Genomic DNA, 22,166 nt, shown 5'->3' on the forward strand with positions numbered 1-22,166 from the left:
GTTGGGGCTGTGGGGGTTGCTGGGCTTGGATTTGGGGCTGGGGAACTTGGATTTCTGGGAGGGCTTGGGGGAGTTTTTGGGTTTGGGAGGGTTGGGTGTCTTGCGGAGCGTCCTCAAAGATCACATCAGAATTGGTGTCTTTTAAAATGGGGGGGGGCATCGCTGTTGCGCCTGTAAGAAGTAACCCCATTGCCAATACAGTTCTCATCGCCACTCCCTAAAGCAAAAAATTATAGCTAATATAATAGATGTTCCCACTACTAAAGGCATAAGAAAAGGCATGGGTGGATTTGAGGGGGGGGACTTTGAGGGCTAATTCGATGCGGTGTCGGGTATTCAAAGTCATCGCAATCCCCAAATTCACCACTAAACCAAAGCCATTGGGATTATGGGGCGCACGGGGGTAATCTTTATAGCCACTCCAGCCCACACCAAGCCCTCCAAAGACCCCGATGGCGTATTTCTTGTGGGCATCAATGGATTTATCCATCACCAAATCCACATTGAGGCTTGCTAATTGGTAAGAACTAGATTGTCCGGGTTGCAACACACTTTTATTAACCCCTCCCAAATACTCCCCATAAACACGCAAACCTCCCACATCGCTTCTAATGTAGCGTTGGTAACCCACTTTGATTCCATAAAACAAGGGTAAACCCATGCTTTTAATCCCATTCACTCTAAAAATAGTTTGGGCTAGCAGGACACCAATAAAGGGACCACTTTTGTGTTTAGCCACTTCTTGGATCAACTGGGCTTGCTGGGCTTCATAGAGTTGCCCTTTTAGCATGTAAATTTGGAACTCTTTTTCTGCAAGCGCACCGCGCTGTTCGCGCACAAACACCCCCCCCCCAGCACGGGTAACAAGCCAACGCCCCTAATAACCACCCTTGCAAAACCCGCTTAAAAAACATACTGGTATCCTACATGCATCAATCCCCCCCACCATGAAACATCTTTATTGGCAAGGATTTTAAATTCCAACTCCACGCGGTTATGCCCAAAAATACTAAAGGCGATCCCCGCATTAGCCATCATGCCAAAAAAAGAATTGGTGTTGGTCCCTTGGCTTACCACACCCACCCCCACGCCTAGCAAAAAACCCATGGACAAGTAGCGTTGCACTAGAGGTAGAGTAGGATCGATCATCAAATCCGCGTTGATGGTTGCGCTTTGATAACCAATGCGTCCCACATTAGATTGTTTGGGAATCGCCCCGATGTATTGGATATACACCCTGCGCCCGATGAAATTGGGGCGCATGGTTTTAGCAAAGAGCGAGGGGCGGTAAGTTTGGTAACCAAAACGCACCCCAATTGTCCACAAATAATCCATTTGCCTGCCCCGGATTGTGCCCTTTTGCATCGCCTGCCTGATCGCGCTGTTGTAAAAAAAACCCGTGCTCAACCCCAATAACAACCCTGTCTTTTTCTCGGCTTCTTGGATGTCATCAATCAAGAGGGCGATCTCTTGATCCGTGTATTTTTCATAGAACTTGATGTATTTATAATATTTAGGATCGAGTGTTTTATAATCTATTCCCCACAACACCTGAGACATCAACACAAAAACCCCAAGCACTCCTTTGCAATTCAACTCTAACCCTAGTAAAATTTTTAGCCCTATCATAGCATTTTAAAGGTAAAATCTCTCAAAAAGTGTAGCCATGAAAAAAATCACTTTGGATACTCTGCAACGCAAAAAGCACCCCAAAGAGGGCGCAAAACCTTGCAAGATCAGCGCGATCACCGCTTACGATGCGCTCTTTGCAACCCTTTTTGACCCCTACATAGACTTAATTTTAGTGGGCGATAGCCTGAACATGAGTTTTAATGCTTACCCGGATACTCTGAGTGCCAACATGCAAACAATGCTCTACCACACTAAGGCGGTGTGTCGGGGCGCGCAACGCGCCTTTGTGGTGGCGGATATGCCCTATGGGAGTTATACTAATGAAAAACAAGCCCTTAAAAACGCCCTAAAATTCTACCAACACACCCGCGCGGACGCGATCAAACTAGAAGGGGGACAGGCGCGCGCGCCCTTGATTAAAAGGCTGGTGCAAGAGGGGTTAGCGGTAGTCGGGCATGTAGGGCTTTTACCTCAGAGTGTGCGCGGAGTGGGAGGTTATAAGATTGTGGGTAAAACGCAGCAGAGCGCACAACAAGTCTTAGAGGATGCTTTAAGTGTCCAAGAAGCAGGGGCGGGCTTGGTGGTGTTAGAGGGGGTGGTCGCCTCTGTGGCTACAGAGATCAGTAAATGCCTAGACATCCCCACTATAGGTATAGGGAGCGGGGCGGGGTGCGATGGGCAGATTTTAGTCTTTAGCGACATGCTAGGTTTATTCAAGGCGTTTAAGCCTAAATTTGTGCGCACCTACTTAGAGGGGGCGACTCTTGTAGAGAATGCTCTAAAACGCTATGTCCAAGACATCCAAACAGGGTGTTTTCCCGCCCAGCAAGAGAGTTACTAATGCAAAGACTCGTCAATGTAGAAGCTCTCAACTTAGAAGAGCAAGAATCCTTAAGTTTGCGTCCCAGTTTGTGGGAGGACTATATCGGACAAGAACAGATCAAAAAGTTATTGCAAGTTTCTATTAGTGCCACTCTTAAACGCCAAGATACCCTAGATCATGTGCTTTTTTTTGGACCTCCGGGCTTGGGTAAAACTACTTTGAGTCATCTCATTGCTAAAGAGCTTAACGCCAATATCAAGGTTACCACCGCCCCTATGATTGAAAAAACAGGCGACTTAGCCGCTCTTTTAACCAATCTCAACCCTAAGGATATTCTCTTTATTGATGAGATTCACCGCTTAAGCCCAGCCATTGAAGAGGTGCTTTACCCGGCAATGGAGGATTTTAGACTAGACATTATCATCGGCTCTAAAGCAGCCGCCCAAACCATTAAGATCGATCTAGCCCCTTTCACTCTCATAGGGGCGACCACGCGCGCGGGTTTGCTTTCTAATCCTTTGCGCGAACGCTTTGGCATGCACTTTCGCATGCAGTTTTATGACATTACAGAACTAGCCACCATCATCACGCGCGCCAGCGCGCGCTTGCAAAAGGACATTGAACCACAGGCAAGCACAGAGATCGCCAAGCGCTCAAGGGGCACACCCCGCATCGCGCTAAGACTACTAAGACGGGTGCGCGATTTTGCCGATTACGCCAATGAGTCGTGCATTTCTTTGCAAACAACTCTCTTTGCCCTAGAGGAGTTAGGGGTGAATGCACATGGCTTTGACGCGCTGGATTTACTCTATCTCAATCTCTTAGCTAATGCCAAGAATAAAGCCTTAGGGCTTAATACTATTGCGGCAAGTTTGCATGAAGATGAAAGCACCATTGAAGAGGTGATCGAACCCTTTTTATTGGCTAATGGCTATTTAGAGCGCACGGCTAAGGGGCGTATTGCCACGCTCAAGACTTATGAAACTCTCAAACTAGATCGCCCTCGATTGCTCTAGCCATTTAAAAAAATCGTAAGCATAGCATGCTATACTGCACTACTTAGTTTTTTGCTAAGTTTTTTGGGGCTGAACAGGATTTCGACAAGGGTTGCATAGCGTGGGTTGCATGCCAAGTGTCTCTTGTAAAACGACACAAACAATAACCGTAAACAATCCTAATTACGCTCCCAACTACGCTAAAGCTGCGTAGCGAGCTGGAAGTCTGTGGGATCGCTGGTGTCCTGTAGGCATTCCATCATTTTTAGCCAGATGCCTTTAAAAAGTGCTCACTTTTTAAAGTAAGATTTAAGAGCTAGGGGTCTTTATTTGAGCTGGAGAGGTGGCTTAGAAAGAACTCGAATTTTTAACACTTCTCTAAGCATGTAGAAGCCCGCGGATGGATGTGATTTTTGGACTGGGGTTCGATTCCCCACAGCTCCACCATTTTATAATGTTTTCCCCATAGAAAAAGGATTGGATGCGTCTATGAGTTTGAAGCGGTGTTTTTTAGTGTCTGTTTTAGGGATATTCTGTATCGCATCGCCACTCATGGGTATTGACATCCACGCTCTAGCTAATGCAGAAGCCCAGAGCGCGCAATTAGCGATGCAATTAGTCAGCACTAGCAATAAGATTTTAGAAGAGGCTATTGACAAGGGCAGGGACTATCAAGAAGTCAAGCAATTAGATCGCCTCTACCAAGAAATCCAAAACATCAAACTTGTCTTGATCCCCAATGAGCATGCCCAAGAAGCCAAAAAAAAGGGGTTTGGCGCGATGTTTAAAAAAGCCTTTGAACCACCCATTGACTTAGATAAAGCACTGGACCTGGTGGACGCGTTGCAAAAGGAGATTTCCCAAGCCAAATGGAAGACCGATCTAGCCCCCCTGCTCAATCTAGCCGAACAACTCCAAACTTCCCTGCACTCTGCGATGAATATTAAAGCCCAGTGGCTCAACACCCGCAAAGCCAATTAAAGCCAGTTGTTCACATCGCCCCCATAGCGCACCGCTTTAGTGTCCGTGTTTTCTATTTTCTCTAAAGTGGCTTGGATGTTGGGGGGCAAAGGGTTTTCATCCGAATAGCTAAAGTGCATGTGCGCGCTAATCACCCCCGGGGCGTTTTCAATCTCTCTATTAGCACGCAATTCCTCCTGCACACTGGGAGCTTCAATCAAGGCGATGATCACAGCCTTTTCTTGATCAAAAGCCCCCACCTCCACGCACTCTAAAGCCCCAATCGCCTTTAAACTCTGCTCAAAACTCTCCGGCTGGACTTTGACAATTACACTTGAGATATTCATGTTTTTCTCTCCACAAATAAAATAGATTGGCTAGGGCACACAGGCGCACACATGCCACATCCCGTGCAAGAGCCATATACGCGCGGGGCAAACATGCCCTTAAAGACGATCGCCTTTTCCACACAAGCGTCCTTGCAGGCAAAACACACCACGCCTTGATGGCTCAAACAGGTTTGCGAATCAATCAAAGCCAGCGCGCCAATGACACTAGCGCGATCCCCCTGCAAAACCCCCGGGGCGCACGCTTTAAGGCATTCTTGACAAAAGGTGCAACCCCGTTCTTTGAAATCCAAATGCGGGATTTGCATGGGTTCTTTAATCACAATGCGCTCAGGGCAGACAGGCGCGCAATCCCCCCCACACTCTAGGCAAGCTTGGGCTTTTTGGGGGTTAAAATAGGGCAAGGGGATCACAAAGGCTTTAGGCTTTAAGCCTCTAAATATCTCTCTAAAAGGTTTTTTAGGATTCATCGCTCACGCCTATTTCTAAGCCCACCGGGCAATGATCGCTGCCTAAAATATGGGCGTGAATCTGCGCGTCTTTGATCTGGGCTTGCAAGTCTTGTGAGATCAAAAAATAATCAATACGCCAACCGATATTGCGCGCCCTAGACTGATTCATATAGCTCCACCATGTGTAAGCTTCTGTTTGGTTGGGGTAAAAATGGCGGTAGGTATCAACAAAACCTAATTGGAGTAATTGCCTAAAGGCATCGCGTTCTGGGTCGCTAAAGCCTGCATTGTAGTGGTTACTCTGCGGGTTGGCTAAATCGATCTCATTGTGCGCAACATTCAAATCCCCGCACACAACTACCCCCTTATGCTTTGTTAAATTCTGCAAAAAATCCCTAAACGCGCCCTCCCATTGCAGGCGATAAGGCAGGCGCAATAACCCCCTTTGAGAATTGGGCGCATAGACATTGACTAAATAAAAATTCTCATACTCACAAGTAATTACACGCCCCTCGCTGTCATGCTCCTCTAATCCCAGCCCATAGCGCACGCTCAAAGGCGTATCTTTACTCAAGGTCAGCACCCCGCTATAGCCCTTCTTGTGCGCGCTGTTCCAAAAGGTGTGGTAGTGATCAAAGCTAAAATCAGCCTGCTGTGGGTGCATTTTGGTCTCTTGCACGCAAAATATATCCGCTCCACTCTCTAGCAAAAACGCCTCAAAGCCCTTTTGCATGCATGCTCGTAACCCATTGACATTCCATGAAACTAGGCGCATCTAATACCTTTTTGGGTATTATAACACTTTAAGTTAAATTTAAAGGACTTATGTAGTATAATTGCGCTTTTGGCTTGATAGCTCAGTCGGTAGAGCAGAAGACTGAAAATCTTCGTGTCGGTGGTTCGATTCCGCCTCAAGCCACCATCTAGCGCGCAAAATCCCAAAAGAGTTTTAAGATTGTCGCCCCCACCACGCATAAAAACACTCGGCGGATAAATTTGACTTCTTTAGCTATCACCAAATTAGAGCCCACCCATGCCCCCAACATCTGCCCTGCTCCCATTAAGAGCCCCACAGACCAAATCACCTCCCCCCCGATTAAAAACACGCTCAAGCTCACAATATTGCTAGTAAAATTAAACACCTTAGTGCGCGCGGTGGCTTTTTTCATATTCAACCCCAAGAGCGCGACCATCGCAAAGGTCCAAAATGAGCCCGTGCCCGGCCCAAAAAAGCCATCGTAAAACCCCAGTCCCAGTCCAAAAATGCTATAAAATAAAGCGGGTTTGAGCTTGGGATGGCTATCCCCTTCCCCCACTTTGGGGGCTAGCAAGGTGTAAATAAAGATCAAGGACAAGAAAATGGGGATAAGCACGCGCAAAATATCCGCTTTGAGCCATAAGATTAGCGTTGTGCCTAAGCTTGCGCCCACCACCACGCACCCCACCCCAAAAGCGACCTCTCTTAAAGACACCATGCCTTTAAGACAGAAATTCAGCGCGGCAGTAAAACTCCCAAAACTACTCTGAAGTTTATTAGTGGCTAGCACCATGTGGGGGGGGACTCCCAATGCCATCAAGGTGGGCACGGTGATAAGCCCCCCACCCCCGGCAATAGAATCCACTAACCCCGCACAAAAGGCGGCAGCAAAAAAGATAGCATAGACATACCATTCTAACTCTAGCATGCCAACTTCCAATTCCGGGGGTAAAAACACGCCCCAAAAAGGCTATTTTTCCATGATGATACGCATTTTATTGTCTTTGAGTTCCACATAGAGCTCTTTAAGACCCTGTGAAGAGTAGGAGAGCTTATTTTTTTTATAAGCCTTGTAGTCTTGATCAAACGCCACTCTAAAGAGTCGGCGCTGCTGCACATTAGGGTAGGGGGTAATATTCACCCCTGAGAGGCGGATCGTCTTGGTTTCATTTTTGGTAAACACATGGGTTTTGAATTTCTCATAAGCCTTGAAATTCATCCCACTGGCGTGTTTAAAATCCGGGCTATAAAAATTCATATAGCCTACTAGATCGTTATTAGCCCACGCGCTACGCCAAGTGTAAAGGGCGCTTAAAATTGTAGCAAGCTCGTCCTTAGTGGCGTATTTGAGCGCGCCTTCATAGACAATAAGAAGAGCTTTTTTACCCTTAATGCGCTGTTCGTAATCTTTCAACACGGCATTTTCAATAGCGACACAGCCCTTAGTGTTGAGTTCATTGCGCTTCCCACTCAAGGGCAAGCCATGAATCCAAATCCCATGCCCAGTGCGCTTAAAGGCGACATCTAAGGGATTAGGGTAGTTGGTTTCTAGAGCAAAGGGACCATAATAACTACTCAAGCCCGTGAGTTTTTTAAGAATTTTATAAACCCCAATGGGGGTAGCCTTGTCTCCCTCGCTTTTCTTATCCCCACCCCTAGACCCCACAAGCGCTTTAGTTTGGTTAACCTTGACAATCTTTTCACCTTCTAGGGCGTAGAGCACGAGCTTGGGATCGGCTTTGTCGATCACAAAGAGGTAGTCCATATTTTCATAATAGCCAAAGCTAATGTCGCGATTTTCTAGGACATCCTCCCAAAACTCCCGTTGGGTCAAATAAGATTGCAAGAGTCTCTCAATGGAGTCGATCCCCTTTTCTTGGTAGGCTTTTACAAACCCCATCAAGGTATCCGCGTGTAAGCCCACCAAACCCATAAATACAAACGACAACGCCCCTAACCATACCTTTTTGACGCGCATCCAACACCTCTTAATATTGCAAAACTCTATTCTACCACATAACCCATGTTTTTAAGTTGATCTTTTTGTCGACTCCAATTTTTACACACCACCACTTCTAAGCGTAAAAACACCTTTTTGCCCCCAAAAGCCTCCATTTTCAAGCGCGCCTGTTTGCCAATTTTTTTAATCACCCACGCTCCCTTGCCCACTACCATTTTTTGTTGGCTGGGCTTCTCCACCACAATCTGCGCCTCAATGCGATCTAAGCGCGCCTCTTCTTGAAAACGCGTGATAACCACATCGCTTGCGTAGGGAATTTCCTCACTCAAATGCAAAAAGAGTTGTTCGCGAATCATCTCTTGATAAAGTTGCTTGGTTTGGGCATCACTGAGCGTCTGGGGGTCGTAGTAAAAGGGTGCTTGGGGCAAGAGCTTGGCGATCTCTTCTAGCAAGACTTGTAGGTTCTTTTGCTTGAGCGCGCTCAAGGGCACTAAGGCTTTGAAGGCATGGCTATAGGCTTGGTAGGGTTGGATTTTAGCTAAGAGCTGGGGGGGGCTAAGAGTGTCTATTTTGTTGAGGGCTATGATGTGGGGTTTAGCGCTATGGCGCGCTAAAAAATCTTGATAGTCTTGCACGCTTGCGCGCGCGCTAGCCACAAACACCACTACATCACACTCCTGCAGGGCGCGCGCGCTCTGCAATTGCATTGCCTCATCTAAGAGTTTTTGGGGTTCAGAAAGTCCGGGCGTGTCTATAAAGATCATCTGGCATGCCACCCCTTGCGCATCGCTAAAGGGCACAATGGCTTTTAATGTCTTGCGCGTGGCGTTGGCTTTGTGTGAAACCAGCGCGATCTTTTCTTCTAAGAGCGCGTTGATTAGCGTGCTCTTGCCCGCATTAGGACGCCCCACCAATGCAATAAAACCTGCTTTCGTCATAGAATGAAACGCGCCAAATCCACATTATCCACTAAATTTTGTAATTTCTGGCTCACCTGTTCTTTGGTGATCACCACACTTTGCCCCCTGTAGTTAGACGCATTGAAACTAATGTCTTCAAGCACCTTTTCAATGGTGGTGTGCAAACGGCGCGCCCCGATGTCCTCTGTGTTCTGGTTAGCCAAATAAGAGAGTTTAGCTAGCTCGCGCAAGGCTTCTGGCTCAAACACCAGCTCTACCCCCTCCACCTCTAACAACGCTTGGTATTGTCTGATGATAGAACTCTTGGTGCGTGTGAGGATAGCATACATGATCTCTTCAGAGAGACTCTCCAATTCCACGCGCAAGGGGAAGCGCCCTTGTAATTCAGGGATTAGATCGCTAGGTTTGCTCAAGTGAAACGCCCCAGCGGCGATGAAGAGGATGTGATCGGTGGCGATGGGTCCGTATTTGGTATTGATCACACTCCCTTCCACAATAGGGAGTAAATCGCGTTGCACCCCCTCCTTGCTGGGGTCTTGCCTGCTCCCCTCCTTGATCCCTACAGCGATCTTGTCAATCTCATCAATGAAGATCACCCCCGATTGGGTGGCGCGTTGCACCCCCTCCATTTGCACGCTCTCCTTATCTAAGATTGTCTGCAAAACATCATGGCGCAAGGCTTCTTTGGCTTCCTTGATACTCATCTCCTTGCTTACCTTTTGTTCCTCCCTATTGAGCACTTTAATGATGCTTTCTTGCACCTTGATGATTTCAGGAGGCACATTGAAATCCCCCTCTACTTGCCGTTTGTGTAACTCAATTTCAATTCTGACATGATCTAAAGCCGTGCCTCTGACTTTTTCCTTCGTCTTTTCAAAATTCAGCGCGTATTCTTCCTTTTTAGCCTCACTCACCCCGCTAGGCAAGGCGGGCAGTAATTTCTTAGCAATTTTTTCTACAATCAACTCTTCGATCTTCTCTTTATTCTTTTCTTTTTGTTCGCTTTCTACGAGGTTAATGCTTGTTGCCACCAAATCGCGCACCATCGACTCCACATCGCGCCCCACAAAGCCCACTTCGGTGTATTTGCTCGCCTCCACCTTGATAAAGGGCAAGCCCATCATCTTAGCCATGCGCCTTGCAATCTCAGTCTTGCCCACCCCGGTTGAGCCAATCATCAAAATATTTTTAGGCATCACTTCCTCTTGGAGTTCTTTACTCAGTTGCAATCTGCGCCAGCGGTTACGCAACGCAATGGCAATCATCTTTTTAGCGTCCTGTTGCTCGATGATGTAATCGTCTAAATAGGCGACAATCTCTTGGGGAGTCATGTTTAATTTATCTGTCCGCATTAAAGCTCCAAGATTTTAATGTTTTGGTTGGTGTAGATACACAACCCCCCGGCAATCTTAAGCGACTCTTCTACCAAGGCTTTGGGGGGTAAGTTGGCGAATTGATCCAGCGCGCGCGCCGCACTTAGGGCGTAATTGCCTCCGCTTCCAATGGCAGCGATCTTACCATCTTCAGGCTCGACCACATCTCCACTGCCACTCAAAATAAAAATAGCTTGTTTGTTAAGCACGATCATCATCGCCTCTAAACGGCGCAAAAACTTATCCTTGCGCCACTCTTTGCTAAAATCCACCACACTTTTAAAGAGATCTCCCTTTTTGCCCTCTAAAATGCGCTCGAACATGTCAAATAAACTAAAGGCATCCGCAGTGCTTCCGGCAAACCCGCTTAAAATCTGGTTGTGGTGCAAGGTGCGAATCTTGGTCGCGTTGCCTTTTATCACGCAGTTGCCAAAACTCACCTGTCCATCCCCGCCAATGATGGCATAATCCTTGCCCTCAAAACGCGTTTTATAGCCTAAAATGGTGGTGGCGTGGAACATCACTCAGCGATCACATCAATTTTGAGCACGCCCACCACCCCATGCCCTAGCTTGACATCAATTTCATAAATCCCCGTGCTCTTAATGGGGGTTTTGAGTTCTAGGGTCTTCTTGTCTAGTTCTAAGGCATGCACGCCTAGCAAAGCTTCTACCACCTCTTCTTTGGTGATCGATCCAAATAACGCCCCATTAGCCCCGACTTTCTTAATAATTTGTAGAGTAATGCCCTCTAATTTTTGGGCGATCTCTTGTTTGGTGGCTAATTCTTGAGCTTCTAACTCCGCGCGTTTTCTTTGGACAGCCTTGTATTTGTTGAGCGCCTCTTTGGTAGCCATTTGGGCGAGTTTTTTAGCGATGAGAAAATTATTGCCATACCCATCTTTGACTTCGCATACATCCCCAGCCTTGCCCAAGTTTTTGACATCTTGCAGTAACAATACCTTCATCAACTCTCCTTGTAAAAAACCCCCATTTTAGCCCATTTAGGTTTAAGATGGCTTAAACGCCCCGGGCATACTTAAACGCTTCTATGCTAAAATGGGCGTTTTATATCCCAAAGGAGTTTTATGGATACCCCAACACAGCGCGCGTTCTTGGAGGCGTTGCAACACATCGGCACACAGGTTTACCAGAGTATTAAACAAGGCGATGCACGCTATAGCGATCACCTCAACCCCACTGCAGACATGCAATTAGAATTGGACATCCAAGTGGATCGTTTGATCTTTGAGTATTGTTTGGGCTTGGAGAATGTGGGGGGAGTGATGAGCGAAGAGCAAGAAAAGGCGTGTTACACAGCGCACAAACAGGGTTATTTAATCGCCTTTGACCCCCTAGATGGTTCGAGTGTGGTGGGGGCGAATTTCTTGGTGGGGAGCATTTTTGGGATTTACGCGCCCAACCCTCAGGGCTTTGAAGACAAGCACATAGGTCAGTCTATGCAAATGGGGGCGTATATTCTCTATGGGGCTAAGTTAGAATTGGTGGTCGCCACGCGCACGCAAGTGGCGCATTATGTTTACAACGAAGCCCAAAAGGTGTGGACACATAAGGGAGATTTGCGCTTAAAGCCACAGGGCAAGAGTATCGCCCCCGGAGGGAGTTGGCAACACTTTAGCCCAGAATATAGGGAGTTTTTAGATCGTTTCTTCGCTCAAGGATACCGCCTGCGCTATAGCGGGAGTATGGTTGCTGATGCGCACCATCTCTTGCACAAACAAGGGGGGTTGTTTTGCTATCCAGCCACCCAAGATGCGCCCAAGGGGAAATTGCGTAAACTCTTTGAGGTCTATCCTTTAGCCTTTGTGTTGGAGTGCGCGGGAGGTCTAGCTTTAGACGCGCAGGGGCAACGCTTGCTAGAAATACCCTTAGAGAGTTTGCATGACAAAAGCGCGTGTTTCTTGGGCTCTAAAGTAGAAATGCAAGCACTCAAGGGCTAGCATGGAGGAGGACAAGTTTAGCCAAGAGTGGCAAACCCAACGCCAAAAGGTGCTAGCTTGCCAAGAGCGCAAGGGGGTGGGCTCGTGTTTGAGGTGTAGCATTGTGTTAGAATGCGCGTTGCGCCAAGCTTTCGTGCAGAGTGTGTATTTGAGTATGAATAAGGGCAAGCAGGGCAATTTTGATTTTTAGGAGAGATGATGCGTTTTAAGGCGGTAAAGATGGCGGTGGTGTTGGCTGGCTTGGTGGGGAGCTTGGGGGCAGAGAGGAATGGATTTTATGCCAGCGCGGGGTTTCAATACAGCTTGGTAAAAACCACGATCACGGGGAGTCTTGGCGTGCCTGAGGGCTTGGGGATTGTAGGAGGGCAGAGCAACATGTATGGGCTCTCTTTACAAGGGGGGTATAAATACTTCTTTGGCAAGGGAGAGCGCCGCCATGGGGTGCGTGGTTATGCGTTTTATAGTTATGGCTATGACAACCCTACTTTCAACGGGATCCGCCTCAATGACAATATCTATGGCGTAGGCGCGGATTATCTCTTCGACTTTATAGACAATGTGCGTCTTCAGGCGGGCTTTTTTGTAGGGCTGGCTTTTGCAGGGAGTTCGTGGAGCACCAGCCAAGCGGCTGCTTTTAAAAGCCTCTTGCGCTACCCCAATACGATCATGAACCCCAGCTACTTCCAGGTGCCTTTCTCATGGGGATTTAGAGTCAACACCAACAAGCACCATGGCTTTGAAGTGGGCATGAAAATCCCCTTTGTGCGTAACTACTACTTTAAAACCTTGGTCAATGGGGGAGTTAGCGGTTTAACCTTCCAAAGAAGCTTGGTATTTTATGTCCACTATGTCTATAATTTCTAATGGGGGTGGGATCGTTTAACATACTTGACCTGCGCGCACACCTTGCGCGCGCGCATGCTATCAAATTGCGGGCTCAATAAATCCTTGCTCTCAATATTATCCTTTGTGTGAATTCCCACTAAGGGTAAAAGGGTGTGAATCAGATTATCACTCATAAAGGGCTTGTGCACCGCTTGGGCGAGTTGTTGCACTTTTTGGGGGTGTTTTTGTTTGAAGGTGTTAGTAACATAGATCACAAAGGGGATTTCTACGCCATAAACAGAACAGCGATGCCCATAGCTGTTGTCTGTTTGGAACACATCTTCTGCATGATCAGAGAGATAGATAATTAACGCGTCCTCGTCTTCAAAGAGTTTAAAGATTTCTTCTAAAACATGATCAGTATAGTAAAGCGAGTTCACATAATCAGCTACGATCTGTTTGTCTTTCTCATCTTTGATGTGCAAACCTTGGTAAGGAATATCTGCCGGGGTGAACTTGGCATAAGCTTTGGGGAAGCGTCTATTGTAGATGGCATGGCTGCCAAAGAGGTGGAATACAATAAAATTTTTAGCGGTGAGTTGGGGTTGCACATGATCTTTAAAGACCTCTAAAGTCCACCCATCTTGGGTGCTGTTTTGGATATCAAAAGCGCCATTTGCCCAGTATTTGTGGATAAATGGGTGGGCTACAAAGGCAAAGACATTGTTTCTGCTTAAATCATCTTGCGCGTCAATCCAAAAAGTTTTATAGCCTGCCAAATTAAAAATCCTGCCTAGGTTTTTTTGTTGGAACCAAGGGATGGAATGATGCTCCATGTCGGCGTAATTGAGCAGTGTTTCAAACACACTATAGGTGTTAGCAAAGGCTGAGATCACATCATCAAAGACAAATAAATTTTGTGATCTCTCTCTCTCTCTCTCTCTCTCTTTGCTCTTTTTTTTACTAAGGCACTCAAAAAGGGCGTGTTGGGCACGCCATAGCCATAAACCCCCATAAAATTCCTAGACGCGCCTTCGCCGATGATTAAGACGATATTAGGCACGCTACTAGAATCTATACCCAAGTAGTCCTTAGGGATGGGTTGTTTAAAACTCTGGTAAATGGCTCTGCTTTGCTGGTTTTTGAGATTTTCAACAATGGCAGAAATCTCTCTGACTATAGGAATGACTCGTGTTGTGATATTGGGATCGATAAAAACCCCATGCAAGCCTTGTAGGTAGTAATTGCTCAAAATATGCGCCCAAAATAACACAAAAAGGGTTGCAAGTGTTTTGAGGTGTTGGCGCATGGATAACACCCATTCAAAGCGCACAAAATACAAGAAACCCACGCAAACAACTAAATACCCCACAATAAAGCCCATGCGAGGCAAGACCATGCTAGATAAAAACTCTTGGCTTTCTCTGATATTAGTGGCTAATAGCGTGCCCACTAGAGAGGGGGTAAAGCCCATGTGGAAGTAGTAAGAGGCAAAGAAATCTATAAAGTTAAGACTCAAGCCCAAAACCAACACCATGTTTTTTAGCCATTTAGCCAAACTTTGAGGCTTGATAAAACTCAAGAAAAAATAAAATCCATAGAACACCAAAAACCCATAAAAGGCTACTTTGAGCGCGTGCCAAAGGAGCTCTCCCCATGTTTGCGCCTCTGCAGAGAAACAACTCGCCACCACTGGGGCTAGCCACATCAAAAAGAAGCGGTTATCTAAGCGCATGTCTACACCTCAAAGCGTCTATCATTTTCATAAGCGTGATCCATCATATTGCTCAGTTGCAAGATTTGGCATGAACCCTCCAAGAGATCGAAAATCCTAAGCAAACCATGCAATTCGCGGTGATAAGCCACAACTCCACACCCCCTGATAAAGATATAGGGTTGCGCGCTCTCTTGCAAATAACGCAGAATATCCGTAGCAGCGCGCCCCTGCCAATCCTTGTAATTCTTAGGATCGTAAATTTCTATTTTTTGTCCCAAGAAGGCACACCCCAAGTAATCTAGGGGGATTAAATGCGTGTGGGTGAGAGAGTAGGCGATAGCATAGGGGGGGCGCGCGTAGGCGATAAAGCGGGCTTCATCAAAGTGTTGGTAAATGCGCGCGTGGATGGGCGTATCATTGCTGGCTTCTTGCCAGCGGTAATCTGGAATATCTTGACAAACCACTAGAGAATCCGCGTCTAAATTGTCCAAAATGGCATCGCGCTTGTTGATCACAAAACGCCGCGCGCTCACCCGCGCAGAGATAGAGCCCTTGAAGATGCCAAATAGCCCCTGCCTAAACATGGACAGCGACATCTTATGCAGTTGCTTCAATAACAAGCCATCCACTTCGCGCACTAATACATTCACGCCAAACCTTTAAAATACAGCCAAGCTACATCGCCCGGGTTAACCCCAAGCGGAGCGCGCAAGGCTAGAGTTAAGGTGTGCGCGTCTTTAGCCAGCACTGTGGTTAAAGAGCCCTGCACATGGAGCTGATCTAAGAGCATCTCAAAAGTGCCCACCTCACAGCGGTGCACCCCTTGATGGGCGCGTATGAGCAAGATGTGATCGGCTAGGCTGTAGGTTTCATGCAAATCGTGGGTAACTAATAAAGTGGTCAGCTTGAAATGCACGCTTAGGTGTTTGAGTTCATGTTGTAACTTGGCACGCGTGGGGATGTCTAGCGCGCTCAAGGGTTCATCTAAGAGCAATAGCGCGTTGGGGGTTTTCAAGGCGCGCACCAAAGCGCGTGCCAGAGAAACGCGCTGGATTTGCCCGCCTGAAAGGGTGTTTATAGAGCGTTGCAACAAGCCTCCAAGCCCCATTAAACCCACCACTTCCTTAAAAATGCGCGGATCGTCATTCCCAAAACAAATATTGGCGCGCACATCAAGATGGGGGAAGAGCGCGCCATCTTGGAACACAAAGCCCAAGGGGCGTTGCTGGGCGCTTAGACAGAATTTGTTTTGGGTATCTAGCCATAGCTGACCCTTAAAGCGCAAAACTCCCACATCGGGCAACTCTAGCCCAGCAATGAGGCGCAAAAGCGTGCTTTTTCCCACTCCAGATGCCCCAAAGAGCACGCTAATTTGCCCGCAAGGCAGACTGGCGCGCACATCTAGGCAAAAGGGACCTTGCGCGCCCATGAGCTCTTTTTGTAGCTGGATTTCTAGCACTTGGCAGGCTTGATCAAACTAGCAAGCACCCCCGCGCCCAGCACGCCCAGCACCACATAGAGGCTAGCGCTAGGACCAATCTCCAAACCCACCCCAAAGAGATGTTTGCTTGCCCCTAAAATGAGCTTGAGGCTAATAAAGCCCAGCACCACGATCACACTCTTTTCTAAATACACCAAATAGCCCTTCAACACTTCTAGAACAAAATACAGACTACGCAAGCCCAAAATGGCAAACATCATCGCGCTGTAGATGATCAAAGGTTCTTTACTCACCGCGATCACGGCAGGCACGCTATCAAAGGCAAACATCACATCGCTCAACTCAATCACAGCCAAACATAAGAACAGGGGTGTGGCGATGTATTTAGCTTTGGCATAGGCACTTTGGTGGTGCAAGTCGCTCACTTCCTGTCCCTTTAAACCGCGCTCTAGTGCCCCCAAGCGTTTTCTGTGGATGAAAAAATCATGCCCGACTAGCTTGGGGTAGACCGGGAAAAATTTATAAACCAGCTTGTAAGCTAGGTGTTCTGAGTAGTCCTCTATCTTTTCTTCCTCTTGGGCTTGGTTTTTGAGCATCACCACACAGCTATAGCCCACCAGCACCCCAAAGAGAATTTCCACATAGGCAGAAAGATGCAAGAGCCCACTTCCGATCAACACAAAAATGAGCCTAAAGATAACCGCGCCTAAGATGCCATAGTAAAGCACGCGGTGGCGATAAATTTCAGGCACATTAAACCACGCAAAGATCGCCATCATCACAAAGAGGTTATCCACAGAGAGGGCTTTTTCTAGCACATAGCCGGTTAAAAAGAGCGACATGCTCGCTTTGCCATCATGCCAGAGTAAATAAAGCGCAAAGGCTAAAGCCGTGCCCACCCAAAAGAGCGACCACAGCCCCGCGCTTTTCAAGGTGATCTCTTGATCGTTTTGGTGTGCCTTGAAGTCAATGATTAACGCGGTAAGCATAAAGGCTAAAAACACCAACACATCTAAGCCCATTTTAGGCCCCCTGTGCGTCCAAAAACGCCCCATCGCTAAAGCTATTGGCGTGCAGATTGCAAAAGGCGTTTTTGAGTGAAGTGAAGAGAGTGGGGTTATCCCTCTCCATTTCTTGTAAAAAATGTTTAGTGGCTAATCTGGCAATGGGGGGTTTGTCTGAATCGGGCTGTTTAGCTGGGCAGTTGCAATCCGGGGCGGTGGGGATATTTTGGGAGCGCACAAAGTCAATACTCTGGCGTTCTCTAATGTGAATCAGCGGGCGGATCACAAATAACCCATTTTCAGCCCTGTAAATGGGGGGCATGCTACGCAAGCTCCCATTGTAAGTAAAATTCATAAAGAAACTCTCCACCGCGTCATCTAGGTGGTGGGCGATGGCTAGCTTATTATAACCCTGCTCCAAAGCGTAGTTGTAAAGCACCCCTCTACGCATGCGTGAGCAAAAACTACAATAAGAGCTTTTTTCGCGCCGTTTTTCTCTAATAGTTTGGGCGATATTGGTGTAGAGAATCTCATGAGGAATTTTTTGTTCCACGCACAGATCACTAAGCCATGCTAAATCTTCTTTCAAGCCATAATGCACCGTGGCAGCCTTGAAGTCAAAAGAAAAAGGCGCATGGGCTTTCATGCGCGCGAGCAAGCAAGAGAGCAAAATCGAATCCTTGCCTCCGCTCAAACCCACTAAAACGCGATCACCCTCATTGATCAAATTGTAGGTGGCGTTAGTGCGCCCCACAATATTGAGAATCTTCTTACTAATGCTATAAACCATTCTAGCCCTTTAAAGCGGAGTGAAACCCCCTCCCACGCCCACAGGATTATAGCAAAACTCCAACAAAATGGGGATTTGTCGTTTTGTTTAGCCTTAAAATCCACAGCTTCGATCGCCATAGTGGCAACGCCATCCAAGGCTAGGGCTTTCTAAAGGCTACGGACGCATCTATGATCTCTTCTTGGCTGAGTAAAGAGGCATCGTATTTGACAATGATGGTGTTTTGGGTTTCATTGATATACCACTCAATGATGCCCGGTATTTCTTCCAAGGCGTTGAATTTTTCGCGATCAAAGGCATCTAGAGGGAAGTAGACATTTTGTTGTTTGTTGGGGTTGTTCAAAGCCAACACCAATGCTCCCCAAAGCACGCATACCCCTATGACAATGCAAGCGGACATCTTCACGCCTAGGTAAGTATAACCCATGCCCCCAAGTAACCCCCCAATAAAAGACCCCACATAGCCATAAGTTACAAAGAGTCCCAAGACTAGCCCGCGTTGGTGCGCTCTAGCAAATTTGCTAGCTAGAGATTGCATGATGGGCTCTAGTGTGCCAAAGCCCGCAAAAAAGACCATGATCCCCACAATAAATAGCCATTTTGTGGGGGATTGGGGGTTGTGATCGGCATAGCCCAAACATGCATAAGCGATCAAAAACAAGAGCACCCCGGCCAAAAGCACCCCCTTAGCCTTGCCAAATTTTTCAGCGATGATGGCCGCTGGAGCCATGCTCAACATGCCCAAAAACGCCCCAGCGGTGTAAATCTTCCAAAGCGCGCTTTTATCCATTTTAAATTCATGCACAACTGCCAAGGGGATCAACACAAAGATCAAGGTCATCAAGCACTTCTCAAAGAAGGAACAGCTACTGATGATGAAAATATTCTTATCTTGGAGCACGGCTTGCAAACTGGGCTTTTCTTTGAGAGCGTAGAGGATTTTGGGCGCGTTGGGCACTTTTAGCATCAAAGCCATCGCCCCCAAGCTCAATAGCGCGGTGAGTAAGAATAGCCACTTAACCCCAAAAGCCATACCCACACTAGGACCTATCACCATCGCAACCGTGAAGCTCATAAAAATCCCCGCGCCCATCAAAGCCATCGCATGCGTGCGCTGTTCCTCAGCCACCTCATCAGCCACCATCGCGCTCAATACCCCCCCCCATCGCCCCCATCCCCTGTACTAACCTACCTGCCACCAGCCAAGTGATATTGGAGGCAAAAAAGCAGATTAAAGAACCTAGCACAAAAACCCCCAAGCATCCTAACACCACCGCCTTACGGCTATAGGTGTCGCTTAACATCCCTATAGGGGTTTGAAAGAGGATCTGGGTGAAATACGCTCCTCCCACAGCCAAACCCATCATGAAGGCACTGGCTTGGAAATGTGTAGCATAAAGGGCGATCACGGGCAAGACGATGAACAACCCTAGAAAACGCAAGGAAGACACAAGGACTAAGGGCAGAATCTGTTTTAACATAGCAAACCTTCACATCAAGGACTCGGGCTAAAGACTTGTTGGCATGCGTCCTTTTTATGCTCAAACACACAGGCGCGCTGGAGTTGTTCAAAAGCCTTAGCGCGCTGGGCGTGGCTGTTTTGTTCTATTTGGCGCATTTGGTAGCTATAAACCCCATAAAAGGCTATCCCCGCCACCACAACAAATAAGAGATCACTCCCCCTAATCTTAGGACAAAATTTACACGCCATGCGCCCCCTTTTTTGCTACTATAACATAATCAAATGACTATAAGGAGTGTTTTGTGTTTAAAATCATCACCGCCCCCTTGGATTTCATCACCAAGTATTTTAAAAGCCTAGTGTTTTTAAGCGTGTTAGTCTTTTTGCTTTGGGGGGGCAAGCACGAGGTCCAACCTCCCCCTAACTTAGCTGCCATCCACCTCTATGGACCCATTTTTGAAAGTGGGAGTTTTCAAGAACAAATAGAGGCGATCCTAGATAACCCGCATATTAAGGGCGCGCTCTTGGTGATCGATTCGCCCGGGGGGAGCATTAGCGCGAGCGTAGAATTGAGCGACTTGATCGCGCGTTTAAACAAAGAAATCCCGGTGGTGGCTTATGTGCGCGGGGTGATGGCTAGTGGGAGCTATTATGCGGGCATGATGGCGCGTAAGCTCTACGCTAATAGGGGCGCGCTCATTGGTTCCATTGGGGTGATCTTTGAGGGCGCGGATATTTCAGCCTTAATGGATAAACTAGGGATCAAAACCCAAGGGATCGCCAAAGGGCAATACAAAGAGGTGGGCACTTTTACGCGCCCTTGGACTCCCCAAGAGAAGCAATACCTAAGTAACTTGCTAGAGGCGCAATACCAAATGTTTGTGAGCGATGTAGCAAAAACTAGGCATTTAGACCCCAAGGACGCGCCTAAATTTGCTGAGGGGAAAATCTTTAGCGCTAAACAAGCCCTAGATCTCAAGCTCATTGATCAAATTGGCACTTACCAGCAGGCAGTAGCGGAGTTGCAAACTCTTAGCGGGGTTAAAAAACCTCTTTGGTTACAAAAGGACAAGTGGGAGGTGTTTATGGACAAGGTGTTAAAATCCACCAGCCAAGCGCTAATCCAAGCCTTGGGCTACCAAGTGCGCTAAAAGCTATAGATGTAGCGCAAATACATGGAGTATTGCCGTCTAAAGGTTTCGCTCAGAGTGTAGAGGTCGCCATTTTTGTTAGTGCTCCCCTTGTAGTAGAGATTGGGGAGTGTAGGGATTTTGATTCCAAACTCCACCCCGTGGTGCTGGATAATATTGGTGCGAATCCCCACATTAACCAGAAATTGGAAATGCGTGCTGTTGACATGGCTTTTAAGCGGACCAGTGGTGATCAAACTGGCCGGATTGATAGCACCATTGGTGCCCACTGCAGGTCCGTTGTAATTGGCTTGGCAGGGATTACCACTATCGGGGATATACGCACATTCACCATCCACTGTGCCGATTAAATAGCCCTGATTGAGCCGGCTTACCTTATTGGTCGTCCAAGAATTGCCCGCAAACTGCACCCCCACAAAAAAGCCCAGATCCAATTTGTCCTTATTGATGATGTTGAAGAGCATGTCCGTGCCCACGCCATAGGTATACATGTCCACCTTGTCGTGGTTGAGGTAAAACACGCTGGTGTAGTTAGAGGCGGTGGCGTTGGAGAAATTGCTATGCCCGTAGTCAAAAAAGCCGTAATAGCGCAACCCAAACCATTTTTTCTTCCCAAAGAATTGTTTATAGCCCGCAATCACACCCAAGCCAAACATGGGCTGGTTGCGTCCGGAGTTAGTGGCGTTGTTACTGAGCATGGTCAAGTCCGTCCACTCCGCCTTACAATTCCCCGGGTTACAATCATTGGCTCCCACTGTGGGCACGCCATTATCATACCCCGTATCTGGTTTAGCTGCGCTGAGTTTCACTGTGCCCTGGGGCACTTGGAAAAGATGCCCGTTTTTTTCTCCCACTAGCTTTTTATCTGCCCGCCCCACTTCTAGACTAATCCCTACAAAGGGCGCGTTTTTCTCGGCATGCCCCAACGCGCACAGCCCCAAAAATAGCCACATTCCATAGGGCATGCTCGTTGATAATACTTGTAAAGGTTTTTTAACTACCAAAATCACCACTATTCCTTAAATAAGTATTACAATAAAGTATTTTTTATTATAGCAAAACTTTCTGTGGGGATCAAGTTCAAGGGGTTTTTAGGCTATAATGGTGTTTATTTCAATGATGGGGTTGTGTTATGGAAGCGCTTTATCCTTACGCCTTGTTGGTGCATTTATTTTGCGCCATTATTTTTTTAGGCTATCTCTTCTTTGATGTGGTGATCCTCTCGCGCGCTTTGAAGTTCTTTGCGCCTGAGTTAGCCAGCAAGATCGAACAGGCGATTGGATCGCGTGCGATCAAGATCATGCCCATTTGTGTGTTGCTCCTCTTGCTGACAGGGGGGATGATGTTGAGCAACTATGTGGGGGGAGAAAAAGGGTGGCTAGAAACCCCTTTCCAGCAACTCCTGCTCTCTAAAGTTGCCCTAGCTTGTGTGATCTTCACTTTAGTGATCTTCTCTTTGGCGTGTAAATTCCTCAACAAGCCCAATCCCCTAGCCCCCATTATCCACCCCCTTGTGTTGATCTTGGGTGTGGGGATTGTCGTTTGCGCGAAATGGATGTGGTTTGTTTAAATTTTGTGCTTGGTTATGGCTTTAAGG

General features: G+C 47.3%; 27 protein-coding genes, 1 tRNA gene, 1 other RNA gene and 2 pseudogenes. 10 read left to right on the forward strand and 21 right to left on the reverse strand.

Annotated features, from left to right (window positions below):
• The 3 genes and pseudogenes from EAO33_RS09035 to EAO33_RS03340 form a co-directional block, all read right to left on the reverse strand.
• Positions 1–208, reverse strand: a pseudogene (locus tag EAO33_RS09035) (hypothetical protein); the annotation flags it as partial.
• 9 nt (positions 209–217) lie between these two features.
• Positions 218–844: an outer membrane beta-barrel protein gene (locus EAO33_RS03335; RefSeq protein WP_235853030.1), complete on the reverse strand. Its 627-nt coding sequence runs from the start codon at positions 842–844 to the stop codon at positions 218–220.
• 59 nt (positions 845–903) lie between these two features.
• Complete coding sequence (locus EAO33_RS03340) at positions 904–1,560, reverse strand: hypothetical protein (RefSeq protein WP_120945117.1); 657 nt, start codon at positions 1,558–1,560, stop codon at positions 904–906.
• Between the two features lie 106 nt (positions 1,561–1,666).
• On the opposite strand from EAO33_RS03340, the gene panB reads away from it, so the two are divergent.
• From panB to EAO33_RS03360, 4 genes are all read left to right on the forward strand, one after another.
• Positions 1,667–2,473, forward strand: a complete 807-nt coding sequence (gene panB, locus EAO33_RS03345) for a 3-methyl-2-oxobutanoate hydroxymethyltransferase (RefSeq protein WP_120944993.1) — start codon at positions 1,667–1,669, stop codon at positions 2,471–2,473.
• Positions 2,473–3,471: a Holliday junction branch migration DNA helicase RuvB gene (gene ruvB, locus EAO33_RS03350; RefSeq protein ID WP_120944995.1), complete on the forward strand. Its 999-nt coding sequence runs from the start codon at positions 2,473–2,475 to the stop codon at positions 3,469–3,471. The genes panB and ruvB overlap by 1 nt, the downstream gene beginning before the upstream one ends.
• A 65-nt stretch (positions 3,472–3,536) precedes the next feature.
• Positions 3,537–3,897: a transfer-messenger RNA gene (gene ssrA / locus EAO33_RS03355) on the forward strand.
• Positions 3,898–3,939: 42 nt separating this feature from the next.
• Positions 3,940–4,431, forward strand: coding sequence for a hypothetical protein (locus EAO33_RS03360; protein WP_120945119.1), 492 nt, complete (start codon positions 3,940–3,942; stop codon positions 4,429–4,431).
• Here the strand turns inward: EAO33_RS03360 and EAO33_RS03365 are convergent.
• Genes EAO33_RS03365 through EAO33_RS03375 form a run of 3 tightly spaced genes read right to left on the reverse strand, consistent with a single transcriptional unit; the run spans position 4,428 to position 5,984 of the window.
• Entirely contained in the window at positions 4,428–4,757 is a 330-nt protein-coding gene (locus EAO33_RS03365; protein ID WP_120944997.1) for a chaperone NapD, read from the reverse strand. The genes EAO33_RS03360 and EAO33_RS03365 overlap by 4 nt on opposite strands.
• Entirely contained in the window at positions 4,754–5,227 is a 474-nt protein-coding gene (locus tag EAO33_RS03370) for a 4Fe-4S binding protein (protein WP_120944999.1), read from the reverse strand. The genes EAO33_RS03365 and EAO33_RS03370 overlap by 4 nt, the downstream gene beginning before the upstream one ends.
• Positions 5,217–5,984 (reverse strand): exodeoxyribonuclease III, encoded by a 768-nt coding sequence (locus tag EAO33_RS03375; RefSeq protein ID WP_120945001.1) that lies wholly within the window; start codon positions 5,982–5,984, stop codon positions 5,217–5,219. Before EAO33_RS03375 ends, EAO33_RS03370 begins: the two co-directional genes overlap by 11 nt.
• Before the next feature lie 71 nt (positions 5,985–6,055).
• On the opposite strand from EAO33_RS03375, the gene EAO33_RS03380 reads away from it, so the two are divergent.
• A tRNA-Phe gene (locus EAO33_RS03380) sits at positions 6,056–6,131 on the forward strand.
• A gap of 1 nt (position 6,132) precedes the next feature.
• Here the strand turns inward: EAO33_RS03380 and EAO33_RS03385 are convergent.
• The 6 genes from EAO33_RS03385 to rplI are packed head-to-tail and all read right to left on the reverse strand — an operon-like array spanning position 6,133 to position 11,186.
• On the reverse strand, positions 6,133–6,894 hold the full coding sequence (locus EAO33_RS03385) for a TSUP family transporter (RefSeq protein ID WP_120945003.1): 762 nt from the start codon (positions 6,892–6,894) through the stop codon (positions 6,133–6,135).
• Between the two features lie 42 nt (positions 6,895–6,936).
• The gene (locus EAO33_RS03390) at positions 6,937–7,944 is read right to left on the reverse strand and encodes a L,D-transpeptidase family protein (RefSeq protein ID WP_205589490.1); all 1,008 of its coding nucleotides are present in this window, start codon (positions 7,942–7,944) and stop codon (positions 6,937–6,939) included.
• Between the two features lie 26 nt (positions 7,945–7,970).
• Positions 7,971–8,864 (reverse strand): GTPase Era, encoded by an 894-nt coding sequence (era, locus tag EAO33_RS03395; RefSeq protein WP_120945005.1) that lies wholly within the window; start codon positions 8,862–8,864, stop codon positions 7,971–7,973.
• Positions 8,861–10,177 (reverse strand): HslU--HslV peptidase ATPase subunit, encoded by a 1,317-nt coding sequence (gene hslU / locus EAO33_RS03400; protein ID WP_162982197.1) that lies wholly within the window; start codon positions 10,175–10,177, stop codon positions 8,861–8,863. The genes era and hslU overlap by 4 nt, the downstream gene beginning before the upstream one ends.
• Before the next feature lie 20 nt (positions 10,178–10,197).
• Positions 10,198–10,740: an ATP-dependent protease subunit HslV gene (gene hslV, locus EAO33_RS03405; protein WP_120945123.1), complete on the reverse strand. Its 543-nt coding sequence runs from the start codon at positions 10,738–10,740 to the stop codon at positions 10,198–10,200.
• Positions 10,740–11,186, reverse strand: a complete 447-nt coding sequence (gene rplI / locus EAO33_RS03410) for a 50S ribosomal protein L9 (protein ID WP_120945009.1) — start codon at positions 11,184–11,186, stop codon at positions 10,740–10,742. Before rplI ends, hslV begins: the two co-directional genes overlap by 1 nt.
• A 120-nt stretch (positions 11,187–11,306) precedes the next feature.
• On the opposite strand from rplI, the gene EAO33_RS03415 reads away from it, so the two are divergent.
• The 3 genes from EAO33_RS03415 to EAO33_RS03425 are packed head-to-tail and all read left to right on the forward strand — an operon-like array spanning position 11,307 to position 13,043.
• Positions 11,307–12,179: a class 1 fructose-bisphosphatase gene (locus EAO33_RS03415; protein ID WP_120945011.1), complete on the forward strand. Its 873-nt coding sequence runs from the start codon at positions 11,307–11,309 to the stop codon at positions 12,177–12,179.
• Position 12,180: 1 nt separating this feature from the next.
• Positions 12,181–12,369 (forward strand): hypothetical protein, encoded by a 189-nt coding sequence (locus tag EAO33_RS03420; protein WP_120945014.1) that lies wholly within the window; start codon positions 12,181–12,183, stop codon positions 12,367–12,369.
• 8 nt (positions 12,370–12,377) lie between these two features.
• Positions 12,378–13,043, forward strand: coding sequence for an outer membrane protein (locus EAO33_RS03425; RefSeq protein ID WP_235853032.1), 666 nt, complete (start codon positions 12,378–12,380; stop codon positions 13,041–13,043).
• Here the strand turns inward: EAO33_RS03425 and EAO33_RS03430 are convergent.
• From EAO33_RS03430 to EAO33_RS03465, 8 genes and pseudogenes are all read right to left on the reverse strand, one after another.
• Positions 13,040–13,900, reverse strand: coding sequence for a phosphoethanolamine transferase (locus EAO33_RS03430; protein ID WP_120945016.1), 861 nt, complete (start codon positions 13,898–13,900; stop codon positions 13,040–13,042). The genes EAO33_RS03425 and EAO33_RS03430 overlap by 4 nt on opposite strands.
• Positions 13,897–14,739 carry a sulfatase-like hydrolase/transferase gene (locus EAO33_RS03435; RefSeq protein WP_120945018.1) on the reverse strand — a complete coding sequence of 281 codons (843 nt, stop codon included), beginning with the start codon at positions 14,737–14,739 and terminating at the stop codon, positions 13,897–13,899. Before EAO33_RS03435 ends, EAO33_RS03430 begins: the two co-directional genes overlap by 4 nt.
• Positions 14,740–14,741: 2 nt before the next feature.
• Complete coding sequence (locus EAO33_RS03440; protein ID WP_205589491.1) at positions 14,742–15,371, reverse strand: class II aldolase and adducin N-terminal domain-containing protein; 630 nt, start codon at positions 15,369–15,371, stop codon at positions 14,742–14,744.
• Positions 15,368–16,180, reverse strand: a complete 813-nt coding sequence (locus EAO33_RS03445; RefSeq protein ID WP_120945020.1) for an ATP-binding cassette domain-containing protein — start codon at positions 16,178–16,180, stop codon at positions 15,368–15,370. The genes EAO33_RS03440 and EAO33_RS03445 overlap by 4 nt, the downstream gene beginning before the upstream one ends.
• Complete coding sequence (locus EAO33_RS03450; protein WP_120945022.1) at positions 16,174–17,184, reverse strand: TerC/Alx family metal homeostasis membrane protein; 1,011 nt, start codon at positions 17,182–17,184, stop codon at positions 16,174–16,176. Before EAO33_RS03450 ends, EAO33_RS03445 begins: the two co-directional genes overlap by 7 nt.
• A 1-nt stretch (position 17,185) precedes the next feature.
• Complete coding sequence (locus EAO33_RS03455; RefSeq protein WP_120945024.1) at positions 17,186–17,956, reverse strand: ATP-binding protein; 771 nt, start codon at positions 17,954–17,956, stop codon at positions 17,186–17,188.
• Positions 17,957–18,095: 139 nt separating this feature from the next.
• Positions 18,096–19,437: pseudogene (locus tag EAO33_RS03460) on the reverse strand (MFS transporter).
• A 14-nt stretch (positions 19,438–19,451) separates the two neighbouring features.
• Positions 19,452–19,667 carry a hypothetical protein gene (locus tag EAO33_RS03465; RefSeq protein WP_120945026.1) on the reverse strand — a complete coding sequence of 72 codons (216 nt, stop codon included), beginning with the start codon at positions 19,665–19,667 and terminating at the stop codon, positions 19,452–19,454.
• 53 nt (positions 19,668–19,720) lie between these two features.
• Between EAO33_RS03465 and sppA the strand changes: the two genes are divergently transcribed.
• Entirely contained in the window at positions 19,721–20,569 is an 849-nt protein-coding gene (sppA, locus tag EAO33_RS03470) for a signal peptide peptidase SppA (protein ID WP_120945028.1), read from the forward strand.
• Here the strand turns inward: sppA and EAO33_RS03475 are convergent.
• A complete protein-coding gene (locus EAO33_RS03475; RefSeq protein WP_407920462.1) occupies positions 20,566–21,573 on the reverse strand; it encodes an outer membrane protein in 1,008 nt (335 codons plus the stop codon). The two genes, sppA and EAO33_RS03475, sit on opposite strands and share 4 nt — an antisense overlap.
• Positions 21,574–21,701: 128 nt before the next feature.
• On the opposite strand from EAO33_RS03475, the gene EAO33_RS03480 reads away from it, so the two are divergent.
• Complete coding sequence (locus EAO33_RS03480; RefSeq protein WP_120945030.1) at positions 21,702–22,139, forward strand: copper resistance protein CopD; 438 nt, start codon at positions 21,702–21,704, stop codon at positions 22,137–22,139.
• Positions 22,140–22,166: the final 27 nt, after the last annotated feature.

The sequence above is a fragment of the Helicobacter labacensis genome, assembly GCF_003660285.1.
Lineage (GTDB): Bacteria > Campylobacterota > Campylobacteria > Campylobacterales > Helicobacteraceae > Helicobacter > Helicobacter labacensis.